This is a genomic window from Mycobacterium cajalii (assembly GCF_045809005.2).
Taxonomy (GTDB): Bacteria; Actinomycetota; Actinomycetes; order Mycobacteriales; family Mycobacteriaceae; genus Mycobacterium.
This window is the reverse complement of the sequence record NZ_CM141436.1, coordinates 2,059,802-2,074,914: the sequence shown is the minus strand read 5'-3', so window position 1 is coordinate 2,074,914 and position 15,113 is coordinate 2,059,802. Positions and strand designations below refer to the sequence as shown.

Genomic DNA, 15,113 nt, shown 5'->3' with positions numbered 1-15,113 from the left:
ACGACCCGACTCACCACTGGTCGCGGGGCACGTCGAAGTCGACGCACAATGCCCGCCACACGTCGCGGGGCTCGACGCCCTCCTCGATGGCCTGGGCGGCGGTCCGGCCCTCCAGGCCGGTCAGCGCGTGGTCTGCCAGCACCGACGGGCCGTAGGCGGCGCCGAACCGCAACACGACCCGTTCGTGGAACTCCGTTAGCCGCACGCCAGCCAACATACCCAGACGGTCAGGCCGCCCCCAACGCCAGCGCTTCGTGGCAGACCCGCACCGGATCGGCCACGCCGGCGGCGCCGGCCGCGGCCGCCTGCGCGGCCCGGCGACAACCCGGCGACGACAGCACCTCGGCCGCGGCGGCCACCAGCGCGTCGGCCGTCAACGACCGGACCAGCCGCCCGCTGCCCTGGCGGACCACCCGGTTGGCGATCTCCCACTGATCCCCACCGCCCGGGACCACGACCAGCGGCACCCCGGCCAGCAGCGCCTTGGCCACCATCCCGTGACCGCCCCCGCAGACGACCAGGTCCGCGCGCCTCAGCAACTCGTCCTGGCGTCCCAGCCCGACCGACGCCCACGGCGGCACCGTCAGCTCGGCGCCGCCCAGCCGCGAGACCACCACCCGCGATCCCGCCGGGAGCGTCTCGCCCGGCGTCAGGCAGGCCAGCGCGACCTCGGCCAGCCCCACGGCCCCGGTCAGGGCGGTCGACGGCGCGACCACCACGACCGGCCCGGGGCCGTCGGGGATCTCCAGCACCCGCTCGGTGGGTTCGAAGTGCAGCGGGCCGACGACGACCGCCTCGACCGGCCAGTCCGGGCGGGGCACCTCCAGCGCGGGCAGGGTGGCGATCAGCCGCCGCAGCGGCCCGGGGTCGCGGGCCGGCAAGCCGATTCCGGCGCGGGCGGTGGCCCGCTGCCGCAGCCCGGCACGCCACGACCGCGCGGTCAGAGCCCGCATCGTCGCATCCCGCAGCCGGCCGCGGACACCCGTGCCCGGGGCCAGCCCGCTGCCGATCGGCGGCAGCCCTTTCGACGGCAGGTACAGCGGATGCGGGTCGAGCTCGACCCAGGGAATCCCCAGCAACTCGGCGGCCATGCCGCCGCCGGCGGTGATGACGTCGGACACCACCAGGTCGGGCGCCAGGTCGCGCAGCGCCGGCGCGTTGAGGACGGCCATGCGGGCCGCGCGCCGGTGGATCCTGGCCCCGGCGTCCAGGTCGTCGTCGGTGGCGGCCAGGCCGTCCAGCACGGCGGCGTCGAGACCCGCGGCGCGGGCGGTGTCGAGCCACTCGGCACCGGTGAACAGCATGGGCGCGTCACCGGCCTCGGCGAAGCGCCGGCACAGCGCGATCGCGGGGAACGAGTGCCCGGGATCCGGCCCGGCGACCACGGCGACGCGCATCCGCTTCACCCTGCCACAGCGCGCGGGCGCGATCCTGGCCTACGCTGGCAGGCATGACCGAGCTGACCGAAGCCGGCGTGGCGAACACTCGCACGGTCGAGCGTTTCCTGAACGCCCTGCAGGACGCGGACTACGAGACGGCGGACGCCGCCCTCGACGACGACCTCGTCTACGAGAACGTCGGGTTGCCCACGATCCACGGCCGCGCCAGGGCGATGAAGCTGTTCCGTCGCATGGACGGGCGCGCCGCCTTCGAGGTCAAGATCCACCGCATCGCCGCCGACGGGGCGGCGGTGCTCACCGAACGCACCGACGCGCTGATCTTCGGCCCGCTGCGGCTGCAGTTCTGGGTGTGCGGGGTGTTCGAGGTGCACGACGGGCGAATCACGTTGTGGCGCGACTACTTCGACTTCTTCGACATGATGAAGGCCACCGCCCGCGGGGTGGCGGCGCTGGTGCTGCCCTCGCTCAAAGCGACGTTCTAGCCGACGGCCGAGGCTGATGAGCGACAACGGCACCCGCACCCGACCGAACGCCTTGCAGTACCTGCGCTACTGCTACGGAGGCCGGCTGCCCGACTCGATGCGCGACTGGGTGCGCCGCGACCTGGCCGGCAAGGGCGCCACCAGGCGGATGATGCTGCGGGTCGCGGTTCCGGCGGTGCTGGTCCTGGCCCCGTTCTGGTTGATCCCGACGACGCTGGACGTCCACCTGAGCATGACCCTGCCGATCCTCATCCCGTTCGTGTATTTCTCGCATGCGCTCAACAAGGTGTGGCGCCGGCACATGCTGCAGGTGCACGGCCTGGACCCGGAGCTCGCCGACGAACGCGCCCGGCAGCGCGACGCGCACATCCATCGGTCGTACGTCGAACGCTACGGACCCAGGTCCGGGGACTAGTCAGCCGCGCGGGAGCCCGCCGAGTTCGTCGAACGCCTGCGCCCAGCCGGTCAGGCGATCGGTGGCCTGCGTCAGCTCGGCGCGGTAGCGCTGCGACGCCGCCGACCCGCCGCTGGCCGAAGACACCACTTGGGCCGCGGCGGTGACCATTTCGTTGTACTGACGCACACCGGCGCTCAACTGTGCGGTGAACGCGTTGATGGTGGGCACCAGGTGCGGCCGCGACGACTCCGAATAGCGCGCCGCGCGCTCCATCGACACCACCTCCGCGGCGGTGGCCGCCATCGCCGCCGAGGTCCTGTCCGCCGCCGCGGTCAGGTCTTCGATCTCGGCGGCCGGCAGCATGGCGCCCCGCTTTAGCACACCCACCAGCGAGTGGAATCCGCGTTCGGAGGCGCCCAGCGCGTACATCGCCGGGCGCGCGGCCGAGCCGGGCGGCGGCAGCCGGCGGGCTCCCGCGGGTTGTCCCGACGGCAGCGGCTCGGCGCGCAGCCACCGGTAGCGGAACAGCAACAACGTCGCCGGGATCGCCTGCACGACCGCGAGGGCGCCGGTGATCTGCAACAGCAGCACGAACCAGCCCCAGGCCGCCAGCAGCGCCGTCACCACCGCCCAGAACAGGCACCCGGCACTGAAGATCAGCCCCCAGCGCAGCGCACGGCGGCGCCGGCGCAGCAGCCGCGCGCGCGGGTCCGCGGCCGCGCGCAGCCGCCGGGCGAGCAGCTCGGAGAGCTCCGCGGCGGTGCCCAGACCTCGCTGCAGCAGCGCGCGCCACAGCCCGCGCTGAGTCGAGTTCACGGCCATCCGAAAACCCCGATGAGCCCGCGCTACTGGCCGAACGGCTGCTCGGGCACCGCCGGTCCGGTGGTCTCGGGGGGCGCGGCAGCGGGAGGGGCGGCGGCCCCGCCCGTCGGCAGCGCTTCGCCTCGCATCGAGGCGCGGATCTGTTCGAGCCGGGAATGGCCGGCCATCTGCACGCCGGCCTGCTCGACCTCGAGCATGCGGCCCTGCACGGAACCCTGGGCGAGCTCGGCGGCACCGATCGCGTTGGCGTAGCGGCGTTCGATCTTGTCGCGGACCTCGTCGAGGCTGGGCACGTTGCCCGGCGCGGCGATCTCGCTCATCGACCGCAGCGAGGCGCTCACCTGCTCCTGCATCTTGGCTTGTTCGAGCTGACTGAGCAGCTTGGTGCGCTCGGCGATCTTCTGCTGCAGCACCATCGCGTTCTGCTCGACGGCCTTCTTGGCCTGGCCGGCCGCGTTCAACGCCTGGTCGTGCAGCGTCTTGAGGTCCTCGACGCTCTGCTCGGCGGTCACCAGCTGGGCCGCGAACGCCTCGGCGGCGTTGTTGTATTCGGTGGCCTTGGCGGCGTCACCGGCGGCGGTGGCCTGGTCGGCCAGCGTCAGCGCCTGACGGACGTTGACCTGCAGCTTCTCGATGTCGGCCAGCTGCCGGTTGAGGCGCATCTCGAGCTGCCGCTGGTTGCCGATCACCTGTGCCGCCTGCTGCGTCAGCGCCTGGTGGGTGCGCTGGGCATCCTCGATGGCCTGCTGGATCTGCACTTTCGGGTCGGCGTGCTCGTCAATTTTCGCATTGAACAGCGCCATCAGGTACTTCCACGCTTTTACGAACGGGTTGGCCATGAGTAGCTCCACCTTCGCTTTCCGTGGGCCCGCTTCCCGTGGGCTGGCGGGGCCGTGTGTCGGACGCGGCCAGGGTGCGTGCGCCCGCCCTGTCGCTCAATTTAACGGGTCGGCACCGATAGCCCCACCCTTGCAGCTCGAACCCGGAGCGTCCGATCCGGGCGTTTCAGGCCACGGCCAGGGACGGCACCGGCGGGATGACGACCTTGGTGTCGGCGTCGATGGTCGTGCCGCCGGGCGCACTGCCCGGCGCGGCGCGGACCGCACGCTCCTCGCCGGCCATCCGCTCGCCGGCGTCCGTCAGCACCGCGGACAGCGGCACGTCCAGCGCGTCGCAGATCGCGTTGAGCAACTCGCTGGAAGGCTCCTTGCGGCCACGCTCGACCTCGGACAGATATCCGAGGCTCACCCGCGCCGAATCGGACACCTCGCGCAGCGTCCGGCCCTGTGTCATCCGGGCCCCGCGAAGCACGTCGCCGATAACCTCGCGCACCAATGGCGGCATCCTGCTCTCCTTCGGTCCAGGCTCGTCACAGGATCAACGCCGGCGGCGGTGGCGTTGGTTCCCGTTCGCGCCCGGCGATCAGCGGGGCGTCCGCCGGACTTCCCGGACGGTCGAGACGACGTAGTCGATCCCGGTGACCACCGTGAGCACGATCGCGGCGGCCATCACCACGGCCGCCGCGATCCGGAAGGGCCCCGACAGCGGGAGCACGAACAACCCGATCGCGACCGACTGGACGACGGTCTTGAGTTTGCCGCCCCAGCTGGCCGGGATCACGCCGCGCCGGATCACCGCCAGGCGCAGCAGGGTCACCCCGACCTCGCGGGTCATGATCACCCCGGTCACCCACCACGGCAGGTCGCCCAGCATCGACAGCGCGATCAGGGCCGAGCCGATCAGCGTCTTGTCGGCGATCGGATCGGCGAAAGCCCCGAATTCCGTTGCCATGCCGTAATTGCGCGCCAGCAGGCCGTCGAACCGGTCGGTGATGCCCGCGACCGCGAAGATGGCGAAGGCCACGACGCGGCCGACGATCTGGTGACCGTCGCCGACGAACAGCGCGAGCAGGAAAACCGGAACGAGCGCCAACCGAACGCCGGTGAGGACGTTCGCGAGGTTGGCGATCCGGGCGCGACCTGAGATCGGACTCGTTTGAGGGTGCCCGGACACGGCAACAGAATAACGGTTGACCAGTTCACACGTCCCTCATGTCGATACTGTTACCCGTGACCGAAAGCCCTGAGGACCACCGTCCGGTAGTCCGGCGCGCGCGCACATCCGACGTTCCCGCGATCAAGCGGCTCGTCGACACCTACGCGGGCAAGATTCTGCTCGAAAAGAACCTGGTGACCCTCTACGAGACCATCCAGGAGTTCTGGGTGGCCGAATGCCCCGAGAAGCCGGGCGAGGTGGTCGGCTGCGGGGCGCTGCACGTGATGTGGGCCGACCTCGGCGAGATCCGCACCGTGGCGGTCGATCCCGCCATGACCGGCCGGGGCATCGGGCACGCGATCGTCGACCGGCTCCTCGAGGTCGCCCGCGAGCTGCAACTGGAGCGGCTGTTCGTGCTGACCTTCGAGACCGAGTTCTTCGGCCAGCACGGGTTCACCGAGATCGAGGGCACGCCGGTCACCGCGGAGGTCTTCGAGGAGATGTGCCGGTCCTACGACATCGGTGTCGCCGAGTTCCTGGACCTGAGCTACGTCAAACCCAACATCCTGGGCAACTCCCGGATGCTCCTGGTCCTCTGACTGCGCTACTCGTCGGGGTCGCCGCCGTCGGCGTCGCTGCCGCCCCGGATCAGGGCCAGCGTGCCGGCCAGCTCGTCGGGCTTGACCAGCACCTCGCGCGCCTTGGAGCCTTCCGAGGGCCCGACGATGCCGCGGGTTTCCATCAGGTCCATCAGGCGTCCGGCCTTGGCGAAACCGACCCGCAGCTTGCGCTGCAGCATCGAGGTGGAGCCGAACTGGCTGGACACCACCAGCTCCACGGCCTGCAGGAACACGTCCATGTCGTCGCCGATGTCGGGGTCCCGACCATCCGAGTCGGTGCGCTCGCCGGTGGGCTTGGCGGCGGTGACGCCCTCGGTGTACTCGGGCTCGGCCTGGTCCTTGCAGGCGGCGACGACGGCCTGGATCTCCTCGTCGGTGATGAAGGCGCCCTGCAACCGGATCGGCTTGCCCGCACCCATCGGCAGGAACAGGCCGTCGCCCATGCCGATGAGCTTCTCCGCGCCGGCCTGGTCCAGGATCACCCGGCTGTCGGTGAGCGACGAGGTGGCGAACGCCAGCCGCGAGGGCACGTTGGTCTTGATCAGCCCGGTGACGACGTCGACCGACGGCCGCTGCGTGGCCAGCACCAGGTGGATGCCGGCCGCCCGCGCCTTCTGGGTGATGCGCACGATGGCGTCCTCGACGTCGCGCGGCGCGGTCATCATCAGGTCGGCCAGCTCGTCGACGATCGCGACGACGTACGGGTACGGCCGGTATACGCGCTGGCTGCCCAGCGGCGCCGTGATGGCACCGGAGCGCACCTTGGCGTTGAAGTCGTCGATGTGGCGCACCCGCGAGGCCTGCATGTCCTGGTAGCGCTGCTCCATCTCCTCGACCAGCCACGCCAGCGCGGCCGCGGCCTTCTTGGGCTGGGTGATGATCGGGGTGATCAGGTGCGGGATGCCCTCATACGGCGTCAGCTCGACCATCTTCGGGTCGATCAGGATCATCCTGACCTCTTCGGGCGTGGCCCGGGCCAGCAGCGAGATCAGCATGGAGTTGACGAAGCTGGACTTGCCGGACCCGGTGGACCCGGCGACCAGCAGGTGCGGCATCTTGGCCAGGTTCGCCGAGATGAAGTCGCCCTCGATGTCCTTGCCCAGCCCGATGACCAGCGGGTGGTGGTCGCGGCGGGTCGACGGGGCGGTGAGCACGTCGGCCAGCCGCACCATCTCTCGGTCGGTGTTGGGCACCTCGATGCCCACGGCCGACTTGCCGGGGATCGGGGCCAGCATGCGCACGCTCTCGGTGGCCACCGCGTAGGCGATGTTCTTCTGCAGCGCGGTGATCTTCTCCACCTTGACGCCGGGCCCCAGCTCGACCTCGTAGCGCGTGACGGTGGGCCCGCGGGTGCAGCCGGTGACGGCCGCATCGACCTTGAACTGGGTGAGCACCTCGCCGATCGCGTCGGCCATGACGTTGTTGGCGGCGCTGCGCTTCTTGGGCGGGTCGCCGGCCACCAGCAGGCTCAGCGACGGCAGCGTGTAGGGCCCCTCGACGACCCGGTCCAGCTCGATGGTGTCCTGCTCCGCCTTGCCGCGCCGGCGGCCCTTGGCGGCGGGCTCCGGAACGGTCGGCACGTCGTCCTCGATCGGGGGCGGCCCGGCCTCGGCGTCACCGCCTGCGGAGGGCCACGCCTGCGGCTCGTTGTCGGGGTGGAACGCCTCGTCGTCGTAGTAGCCGTCGGAGAAGTCCTCGGCGGGCGCGGGCGCCTCGTCGGCGGGCATGTCGTCGTCGCCGTCGGGCTCGTCGGCGTAGTCGCGCTGGAACAGCCGGGTGCCGAACATGTCCCGCAGGGCGTCGGGCACCTCGCGGATCGTGGTGCCGGTCAGCAACAGCAACCCGAACAGGGCGCCGATGAACAGCAGCGGCGCGGCGATCCAGGCCGTCAACCCGTCGCGCAGCGGCCCGCCGATGGCGAAGCCGAGGAATCCGGCCGCGCGGCGGCGCGCGTCGGGGTCCTCCGGCGACCCCGACCACAGGTGGCACAGGCCGAGGTAGGACAGGGCGATCAGGCTGCCGCCGAGGATCAGCCGGGGCCGGGCGTCGGGGTCGGGCTGGGTCCGCATCAGCGTCACCGCCACCGCGGCGGTGACCAGCGGCAGTATCAGAACGCCCGAGCCGATGAACGTCCGCAACAGCGTGTCGACCCACGCGCCGACCGGGCGCGCGGCGTCGAACCACGAGCTCGCCGCCACCACGACCGAGACCCCGAGCAGGAACAGCGCGATGCCGTCGCGGCGGTGCCCGGGCTCCAGATCGCGGGCCCGTCCGATCGACCGCGCCGCGCCGCCGGTGCCCCGCGCGGTCATCAGCCAGACCGCGCGCATCGCCCGTCCGCAGCTCAGCCCGGCGGTGACCAGCAGCGACTGGTTGCGCCGCGGGCCGGGCCGGTTCGCCTTCTTGCGGGGGGCCGCCGGGCGCGCACTTCGGGAACCGCCCCGCGAAGTGGCCTTTGACCTGCTCGTTCGGCTTCCGGAGCGGGCGACGGTCTTACTAGCCATGCGTTCAGCGTAGTCGCAAACACAACATCTGCACCACCCGCCACACTGGTAACGATTCGGTTGCCAGACCCGCGGCGGACGGGCCCCCGGCGCCCGTGAGTAGGGTGATCCACGTCATGCCCGCCCGCAACGCACCCAGCCGTTCACGCAGTCCCAGGAGGCCCTCGCATGCCCGTCGTCGTCGTCGCCACCATGACCGTCAAGCCCGAATCGGTCGACACCGCCCGCGACATCCTCACCGCCTCGGTCGCCGAGGTGCACGGCGAACCCGGCTGCCAGCTCTACTCGCTGCACCAGACGGGCGAAACCTTCGTCTTCGTCGAGCAGTGGGCCGACGAAGACGCCCTCAAGGCGCACAGCACCGCCCCCGCGGTCGCCAAGATGTTCACCGCGATCGGCGAGCACCTGGCCGGAGCGCCCGACATCAAGATGCTGCAGCCGGTGCCCGCGGGCAACCGGGACAAGGGACAGTTGCGCGCGTAATGACCCGTCCGCTGGAAGGAAAGGTCGCGTTCATCACCGGTGCGGCGCGCGGCCAGGGCCGCGCGCACGCGGTCCGGCTGGCCGGCGACGGCGCGGACATCATCGCGGTCGACCTGTGCGAGCAGATCGCCAGCGTCCCCTACGACCTGGCCACCCCGGAGGATCTGGCGGCCACCGTCAAGCTCGTCGAGGACGCCGGCGCGCGCATCGTGGCCGCCCGCGGCGACGTGCGCGACCGGGCATCGCTGTCGGCGGCCCTGCAGGCGGGCCTCGACGAGTTCGGCCGGCTCGACATCGTGGTGGCCAACGCGGGGATCGCGCCCATGCAGTCCGGCGACGACGGCTGGCGCGACGTCATCGACGTCAACCTGACCGGCGTCTACAACACCATCAAGGTGGCGATACCGACCATGGTCAGGCAGGGCAGCGGCGGGTCGATCGTGCTGATCAGCTCGTCCGCCGGGCTGGCCGGCGTCGGCAGCCCCGACGCGGGTTCGGTCGGCTACGCCGCCGCCAAGCACGGGGTGGTCGGTTTGATGCGGGTGTACGCGAACCTGCTCGCGTCGCAGTACATCCGGGTCAACTCGATCCATCCGTCGGGCGTCGAGACCCCGATGATCAACAACGAGTTCACCCGGGAGTGGCTGGCCAAGATGGCCGCCGGGACGGACACGCCGGGCGCCATGGGCAATGCCATGCCGGTGGAGGTGCTCGACGTCGAGGACATCGCCAACGCGGTGGCCTGGCTGGTGTCCGACCAGGCGCGCTACGTCACCGGCGTGACCCTGCCGGTCGATGCGGGTTTCTTGAACAAGTAGTCGCTGATGGCGCGCAACCCCGTGGCCCAGACCGCCCTCGGACCGATGGTGCTGGCGGCCGTGGAACAGAACGAGCCACCCGGCCGGCGTCTGGTGGACGACGACTTCGCCGAGCTGTTCCTGCCGGCGGCGCTGCGGCGGCTCGTCGGCGCCACCCGGTTCGCCCCGATCCGCCGCCTGATGATCCGCGGGTCGGAGTGGTCCGGCCCGGGCCTGTGGGCCAGCCTGGCCTGCCGCAAGCGGTTCATCGCCGACAAGCTCACCGAATCGCTGGACGACATCGACGCCGTCGTCATCCTCGGCGCCGGACTGGACACCCGCGCCTACCAGCTGACCCGGCGGGTCCGCAGGCCGGTCTTCGAGGTGGATCTGCCGGTCAATGTCGCCAGGAAGTTCAAGACGGTGCGCCGGGTGCTGGGCGAGCTGCCGCTGTCGGTCCGGCTGGTGGCCCTCGACCTCGAGCGCGACGACCTGCTCACCGCGCTGGGCGAACACGGCTATCTGCCCGGCTTCCGGGTGTTCTTCATCTGCGAGGGCGTGACCCAGTACCTGACGGAGGCGACCGTCCGGCGGACCCTCGAGGGGCTGCGGGCGGCCGCCCCGGGCAGCCGGCTGGCGTTCACCTACGTCCGCAGGGACTTCATCGACGGGACCAACCGGTACGGCACCCACGTGCTGTACCGCGCCGTCCGGCAGCGCCGGCAGCTGTGGCATTTCGGCCTGCAACCCGACGAGGTGGCCGCGTTCGTCGCCGGCTACGGCTGGCGACTGGTGGAACAGGCCGGTCCCGACGAGCTCGCCCGGCGCTATGTCGAGCCGACCGGGCGCGCGCTCAGCACGTCGGCGCTGGAATGGTCGGCTTTCGCCGAGAAGATCTAGCTTTAGCGGTCCGGCCTCAGACCTCGATGACCGTCGGCACGATCATCGGCTGCCGCCGGTAGGTCTCGCCCACCCACTTGCCCACGGTGCGCCGCACCGCCTGGGCGATCCGCGCGGGCTCGGTGACGTTGTCGGCGACCAGGGATTCCAGTTCCGCCTCGACCCGGCGCACCACCGGCTCGAGCGCCTTGGGGTCTTCGGAGAAGCCGCGGGAGAACAGGTGCGGCGCCCCCACCGGACGCCCGGTGCCGCGCCGCACCACCACCGTGACCGCCACGAATCCCGACGACAGGATGAGCCGCTCCCCCAGGGTGATGTCACCGACGTCGCCGGTGATCAGCCCGTCGACGAACATCTTGCCGACCGGCACCGCCCCGGCGATGGCGGCCCGCCCGGCGACGAGGTCGACGCTGACGCCGTTCTCGGCCAACAGGATGGACTCCTCGGGCACCCCGGTGCTCGCCGCCAGCTTGGCGTTGGCGCGCAGCATCCGCCAGGTGCCGTGCACCGGCATGACGTGGCGGGGGCGCACGCCGTTGTACAGGAACAGCAGCTCGCCGGCGTAGGCGTGGCCCGAAACGTGCACCCGCGCTTGGGCGTTGGTGACGACGCGGGTCCCGATCTTGGCGAGCGCGTCGATGACGCCGTAGACCGCCTCCTCGTTGCCCGGGATCAGCGACGACGCCAGGATGATGAGGTCGCCCGCGGTCAGCGTGATGCTGCGATGCTCGCCGCGCGACATCCGCGACAGCGCCGACATCGGCTCGCCCTGGGTGCCGGTGGTGATCAGCACGACCCGCTCGGGCGGCATCGTCTCGGCGACGCCGATGTCGATCACGTCCGAATCGTCCACCCGCAGGAAGCCGAGGTCGCGGGCGATGCCCATGTTGCGCACCATGGACCGCCCGACGAACGACACCCGCCGGTCCAGCGCGACCGCGGCGTCGATGATCTGTTGCACGCGATCGACGTTGGAGGCGAAGCACGCCACGATGACCCGGCCGTCGGCGCCCCGGATCAGCCGGTGCAGGGTGGGGCCCACCTCGCTTTCCGAGGGCCCCACGCCGGGATGGTCGGCGTTCGTCGAATCGCACAGGAACAGGTCCACACCCGCGTCGCCCAGCCGCGACATGCCCGGCAGGTCGGTGGGGCGGCCGTCGAGGGGAAGCTGGTCGAGCTTGATGTCGCCGGTGTGCAGCACGGTGCCCGCGCCGGTGTGCACCGCGATGGCCAGCGCGTCCGGGATGGAGTGGTTGACCGCGAAGTACTCGCACCCGAATACCCCGTGGGTGCTGCGCTGGCCCTCGGCGACCTGGACGAACGCCGGCTTGATGCGGTGCTCGCGGCACTTCGCGGCGACCAGCGCCAGGGTGAACCGCGACCCGACGATCGGGATGTCCGGGCGCAGCCTGAGCAGGAACGGGATCGCCCCGATGTGGTCCTCGTGGGCGTGGGTCAGCACCACGGCCTCGATGTCGTCGAGCCGGTCCTCGATGTGGCGCAGGTCCGGCAGGATCAGGTCGACGCCGGGCTCGTCGTGGTTGGGGAACAGCACCCCGCAGTCGATGATCAGCAGCCGGCCCAGATGCTCGAAAACGGTCATGTTGCGGCCGATCTCGTTGATGCCGCCGAGCGCGGTGACCCGCAACCCGCCTGCGGCCAGAGGCCCCGGAGGGGCGAGGTCTACCTCCACTGCCGGCTCACCTGAGCACCCCGGCGGCGCGCATGTCGGCCGCCAGCGCGTCGATCTGGGCGGGGCTGGCCGCCATCTGGGGCAGCCGGGGGTCGCCGGCGTCGATGCCCTGCAGGCGCACGCCCGCCTTGGACATCGTCACCCCGCCCAGGCGGGCCATCGCGTTGCACAGCGGCCCGAGGCTGACGTTGATCTTGCGGGCGGTGGCGATGTCCCCGGAGGCGAAGGCGGACAACAACTCCCGTAGCTGACCGGCCGCCACATGCGAGATCACGCTGATGAAGCCGATGGCGCCCATCGCCAGCCAGGGCAGGTTCAGGGCGTCGTCGCCGGAGTAGTAGAACAGCCCGGTCTCGGCCATCACCTGGCCACCGCTGTGCAGGTCGGCCTTGGCGTCCTTGACGCCGACGATGTTGGGGTGCGACGCCAGCGCGCGGATGGTGTCGGCCTCGATGGGCACGACGGAACGCCCGGGGATGTCGTAGAGCAGCATCGGGAGTTCGGTCGCGTCGGCCACGGCGGTGAAGTGGGCGATCAGCCCGCTCTGCGGCGGCTTGGAGTAGTACGGCGTGACCACCAGCAGGCCGTGCGCGCCCTCGGCCGCACAGGCTTTGGCCAGCCGGACGCTGTGCGCGGTGTCATAGGTGCCGGCGCCGGCGACGACGCGGGCCCGGTCGCCCACCGCCTCGAGCACGACGCGCAGCAACTCGAGTTTCTCGTCGTCGGTCGTGGTCGGCGACTCGCCGGTGGTTCCCGACACCACCAGCCCGTCGCACCCCGCGTCCACCAGGTGGTTCGCCAGCCGGGCCGCGCCGGCGGTGTCGAGAGCGCCGTCGGCGGCAAACGGCGTCACCATTGCGGTCAGCAGGGTTCCCAGCCGTGCGGGGGCGTCGAATCCGACGATGCTCACGGTGTTCAGGTTACCTGGCGGTCGCAAGGCGGTTACCACCCGCGCGAGCGTGCGTGTCTGCACGGCGACACGCCGAGAAAGCCGTACATCTGCGCACGCTCGCGACGAAAGCTCAGCCTTCGGTGGCCAGCGGACTGGTGGCGACCTCGGTGCCGTCGGCCAGCGTGGAAATCTCGAAGTCGGCGAACACCGCGGGGGCCACCCCGGCGAGCAGGCGCAGGCACTCGATGGCCAGGCGCCGGATTTCCACGTCGGCGTGCTCACTGGCCCGCTGGGCGATGAAGTGCCGCCAGGCGCGGTAGTTGCCGGTCACGACGACGCGGGTCTCGGTGGCGTTGGGCAGCACCGCGCGGGCGGCCTGGCGGGCCTGCTTGCGCCGCAGCATCGCGTTGGGCTGGTCGGCGAACTTGGCTTCCAGCCTGGCCAGCAGGCGGGCGTAGGCGGCGCGGTTGGCGTCGGCGGCGTCGGTCAGCACCTGTTGGAGTTCAGGGTCGTCTTCCAGGCCCGGTGGCACCACGACCCGCGAATCGCCCTCGGGCACATAGCGTTGCGACAGCTGCGAGTACGAGAAGTGGCGGTGCCGGATCAGCTCGTGGGTGCACGATCGCGAGATGCCGGTGATGTAGAAGGTGACGCCGGCGTGCTCGAGCACCGAGAAGTGGCCGACGTCGATGATGTGCTTGATGTAGCCCGCGTTGGTCGCGGTCTTCGGGTTGGGCTTCGACCAACTCTGGTAGCAGGCGCGGCCGGCGAACTCGACCAGCGCCGAACCCCCGTCGGCGTCGGTGCTCCAGGGCACGTCCGGCGGCGCCAGGAAGTCGGTCCTGGCGATCAGTTGCACGCGCAGCGGCGCGGTCTCGGCCACGGCGCTCACCTTAGCGCTTAGGTTGACCACGCCGAGCCTGCGCTTGTAGCGCCGAGCCTGGGTGGCAGATCCCGCACAGCGGGATCGGCTCGCGCACGTTGTCGGTCGCCCATTGCTCAAGGTCGGCTAATTGTTCCGCGCAGACTTTTACGTATGGTCCCGTCCACGGTCCCTTGTGGGGGTTCTGACCGCTGATGGTCCGGCAACCGGCATGGTGCACACGTGCTGCGCTCTTGCTGTGGCTGCGCGCGATGTTGATCACGTAGCCATTGGGGTGGGCGGCGAGCCAGGCCAGATAGCCGACGTCGTCGTCACGAAACTCAAGCGGGCCGGGGTTCTGGACGTCAACCTTGGTTGCCCGCAGGAGTTCTTGATCGACAAGTCCGTCGGTGGGCGGCTGCGATCTCTCGGGAGTCGAGTCGTGACCGACCGCTGGATCGTTCGGGCGGTGCGAAGGGATTACGTCGGTTCGGCCCTGTAGGGCGCTCAAGACGCGCTCAGTCTTGGCCGAGCTGTACGGGTAACCGTCGAATCGGGAAATGAAGCTACCTGCGCCCCCGTATGCAAATAGCACGTCGCCGCCGGCGGACCAAATCACCCGGATCCTGTTGTCCGGGTCGCTCGGTAGCAGATACGTGTCCTCGCGGTTGTTAGCGGTGAGCACCTGCCACCCGTTCGCGCGGGCGGCGGCGCGAAGAATGATTTGGGCGTCGCCATGCGGGTCGTCTTGCGATTCTGGATCGGCTGGAGCCGCTGGCTGTGGACCATTCTGCGATTCCCGCCCGGCAGGAACCGGACGCGAGTCTTCCGGTCTTGGTTTGCAGGGCTGCCCGCACCGGAAGCTGCGCAATTCACGGTCGTCGGGCGTTGTGTAGCCCCAGGCCATGATGACGTCGCAGCGCCCCGGCGTGCCTTCAGTGTCGCGGCACGGTCCGTCGTGACCGACCAGGTCGGTGATCACCGCCCCCTCCGGAAGGCGCCTGTCGATGACGGTGAGCTTGTTGGTCGGCATCCCGAAGCTGAGCTGTCCGATTTCCAGGACCGCTCCCTCGCCCGGCCCCAGACCGACGATGGTGGCCGCACGGCGATGGACCCGCGTGCCGGGCTCGTCGATCAGCACCCTGTCGTTGAGGTCAAAGCGGCCATATGGGCTGACACTCATTCGTCCGGGCACGGCATTGATACCGACCACAACCTCGTGGCGCGCAGCATGGTCAACAGTGAAGTGCATGCCGAGCTCGGTAA

At 70.7% G+C, this 15,113-nt stretch carries 16 protein-coding genes and 1 pseudogene; 6 read left to right on the top strand and 11 right to left on the bottom strand.

The genetic code is table 11. The features are described from left to right. Nucleotides 1–10: 10 nt before the first annotated feature. Together ACJ512_RS09995 and ACJ512_RS09990 are read right to left on the bottom strand one after the other, a co-directional pair. A complete protein-coding gene (locus ACJ512_RS09995; RefSeq protein ID WP_407686815.1) occupies nucleotides 11–205 on the bottom strand; it encodes a DUF3046 domain-containing protein in 195 nt (64 codons plus the stop codon). A gap of 22 nt (nucleotides 206–227) precedes the next feature. Then, nucleotides 228–1,397 (bottom strand): glycosyltransferase, encoded by a 1,170-nt coding sequence (locus ACJ512_RS09990; RefSeq protein WP_407686816.1) that lies wholly within the window; start codon nucleotides 1,395–1,397, stop codon nucleotides 228–230. 53 nt (nucleotides 1,398–1,450) lie between these two features. On the opposite strand from ACJ512_RS09990, the gene ACJ512_RS09985 reads away from it, so the two are divergent. Together ACJ512_RS09985 and ACJ512_RS09980 are read left to right on the top strand one after the other, a co-directional pair. Then, entirely contained in the window at nucleotides 1,451–1,882 is a 432-nt protein-coding gene (locus tag ACJ512_RS09985) for a limonene-1,2-epoxide hydrolase (protein ID WP_407686817.1), read from the top strand. 16 nt (nucleotides 1,883–1,898) lie between these two features. Beyond that, a complete protein-coding gene (locus tag ACJ512_RS09980) occupies nucleotides 1,899–2,297 on the top strand; it encodes a DUF5313 domain-containing protein (protein WP_407686818.1) in 399 nt (132 codons plus the stop codon). Here the strand turns inward: ACJ512_RS09980 and pspM are convergent, their stop codons facing one another. The 4 genes from pspM to pgsA form a co-directional block, all read right to left on the bottom strand. Beyond that, entirely contained in the window at nucleotides 2,298–3,101 is an 804-nt protein-coding gene (gene pspM / locus ACJ512_RS09975; RefSeq protein WP_407686819.1) for a phage shock envelope stress response protein PspM, read from the bottom strand. Between the two features lie 23 nt (nucleotides 3,102–3,124). Further along, on the bottom strand, nucleotides 3,125–3,940 hold the full coding sequence (pspA, locus tag ACJ512_RS09970; protein WP_407686834.1) for a phage shock protein PspA: 816 nt from the start codon (nucleotides 3,938–3,940) through the stop codon (nucleotides 3,125–3,127). A 166-nt stretch (nucleotides 3,941–4,106) separates the two neighbouring features. Beyond that, nucleotides 4,107–4,445 carry a transcriptional regulator ClgR gene (gene clgR / locus ACJ512_RS09965; RefSeq protein WP_407686820.1) on the bottom strand — a complete coding sequence of 113 codons (339 nt, stop codon included), beginning with the start codon at nucleotides 4,443–4,445 and terminating at the stop codon, nucleotides 4,107–4,109. A 78-nt stretch (nucleotides 4,446–4,523) separates the two neighbouring features. Beyond that, nucleotides 4,524–5,114 carry a CDP-diacylglycerol--glycerol-3-phosphate 3-phosphatidyltransferase gene (pgsA, locus tag ACJ512_RS09960; protein WP_407686821.1) on the bottom strand — a complete coding sequence of 197 codons (591 nt, stop codon included), beginning with the start codon at nucleotides 5,112–5,114 and terminating at the stop codon, nucleotides 4,524–4,526. 56 nt (nucleotides 5,115–5,170) lie between these two features. Here pgsA and ACJ512_RS09955 point away from each other — a divergent pair, with 56 nt between their 5' ends. Then, on the top strand, nucleotides 5,171–5,695 hold the full coding sequence (locus tag ACJ512_RS09955; protein WP_407686822.1) for an amino-acid N-acetyltransferase: 525 nt from the start codon (nucleotides 5,171–5,173) through the stop codon (nucleotides 5,693–5,695). A gap of 5 nt (nucleotides 5,696–5,700) precedes the next feature. Here ACJ512_RS09955 and ACJ512_RS09950 read toward each other — a convergent pair. After that, nucleotides 5,701–8,333 (bottom strand): annotated as a pseudogene (locus ACJ512_RS09950) (FtsK/SpoIIIE family DNA translocase). A gap of 55 nt (nucleotides 8,334–8,388) precedes the next feature. On the opposite strand from ACJ512_RS09950, the gene ACJ512_RS09945 reads away from it, so the two are divergent. Genes ACJ512_RS09945 through ACJ512_RS09935 form a run of 3 tightly spaced genes read left to right on the top strand, consistent with a single transcriptional unit; the run spans nucleotide 8,389 to nucleotide 10,400 of the window. Then, entirely contained in the window at nucleotides 8,389–8,703 is a 315-nt protein-coding gene (locus tag ACJ512_RS09945; RefSeq protein ID WP_407686823.1) for a putative quinol monooxygenase, read from the top strand. Then, complete coding sequence (locus ACJ512_RS09940) at nucleotides 8,703–9,521, top strand: mycofactocin-coupled SDR family oxidoreductase (RefSeq protein WP_407686824.1); 819 nt, start codon at nucleotides 8,703–8,705, stop codon at nucleotides 9,519–9,521. Before ACJ512_RS09945 ends, ACJ512_RS09940 begins: the two co-directional genes overlap by 1 nt. A gap of 6 nt (nucleotides 9,522–9,527) precedes the next feature. Then, complete coding sequence (locus ACJ512_RS09935) at nucleotides 9,528–10,400, top strand: SAM-dependent methyltransferase (protein ID WP_407686825.1); 873 nt, start codon at nucleotides 9,528–9,530, stop codon at nucleotides 10,398–10,400. Between the two features lie 16 nt (nucleotides 10,401–10,416). On the opposite strand, the gene ACJ512_RS09930 is transcribed toward ACJ512_RS09935, so the two are convergent. From ACJ512_RS09930 to ACJ512_RS09915, 4 genes are all read right to left on the bottom strand, one after another. Continuing rightward, nucleotides 10,417–12,093: a ribonuclease J gene (locus ACJ512_RS09930; protein ID WP_407686826.1), complete on the bottom strand. Its 1,677-nt coding sequence runs from the start codon at nucleotides 12,091–12,093 to the stop codon at nucleotides 10,417–10,419. 7 nt (nucleotides 12,094–12,100) lie between these two features. Then, entirely contained in the window at nucleotides 12,101–13,003 is a 903-nt protein-coding gene (gene dapA / locus ACJ512_RS09925; protein WP_407686827.1) for a 4-hydroxy-tetrahydrodipicolinate synthase, read from the bottom strand. Between the two features lie 112 nt (nucleotides 13,004–13,115). Further along, nucleotides 13,116–13,868, bottom strand: a complete 753-nt coding sequence (gene thyX, locus ACJ512_RS09920) for an FAD-dependent thymidylate synthase (protein WP_407686828.1) — start codon at nucleotides 13,866–13,868, stop codon at nucleotides 13,116–13,118. Between the two features lie 10 nt (nucleotides 13,869–13,878). Continuing rightward, nucleotides 13,879–15,099: a hypothetical protein gene (locus ACJ512_RS09915; protein WP_461480040.1), complete on the bottom strand. Its 1,221-nt coding sequence runs from the start codon at nucleotides 15,097–15,099 to the stop codon at nucleotides 13,879–13,881. Between the last annotated feature and the right edge of the window lie 14 nt (nucleotides 15,100–15,113).

Coding starts and splice junctions, on each gene's coding strand:
- ACJ512_RS09985 (WP_407686817.1), top strand. CDS start 1,451: ATGACCGAGCTGACCGAAGCCGGCGTGGCGAACACTCGCACGGTCGAG.
- ACJ512_RS09935 (WP_407686825.1), top strand. CDS start 9,528: ATGGCGCGCAACCCCGTGGCCCAGACCGCCCTCGGACCGATGGTGCTG.
- pspA (WP_407686834.1), bottom strand. CDS start 3,940: ATGGCCAACCCGTTCGTAAAAGCGTGGAAGTACCTGATGGCGCTGTTC.
- ACJ512_RS09980 (WP_407686818.1), top strand. CDS start 1,899: ATGAGCGACAACGGCACCCGCACCCGACCGAACGCCTTGCAGTACCTG.
- ACJ512_RS09940 (WP_407686824.1), top strand. CDS start 8,703: ATGACCCGTCCGCTGGAAGGAAAGGTCGCGTTCATCACCGGTGCGGCG.
- pspM (WP_407686819.1), bottom strand. CDS start 3,101: ATGGCCGTGAACTCGACTCAGCGCGGGCTGTGGCGCGCGCTGCTGCAG.
- ACJ512_RS09990 (WP_407686816.1), bottom strand. CDS start 1,397: ATGCGCGTCGCCGTGGTCGCCGGGCCGGATCCCGGGCACTCGTTCCCC.
- ACJ512_RS09945 (WP_407686823.1), top strand. CDS start 8,389: ATGCCCGTCGTCGTCGTCGCCACCATGACCGTCAAGCCCGAATCGGTC.
- clgR (WP_407686820.1), bottom strand. CDS start 4,445: ATGCCGCCATTGGTGCGCGAGGTTATCGGCGACGTGCTTCGCGGGGCC.
- ACJ512_RS09915 (WP_461480040.1), bottom strand. CDS start 15,099: ATGCACTTCACTGTTGACCATGCTGCGCGCCACGAGGTTGTGGTCGGT.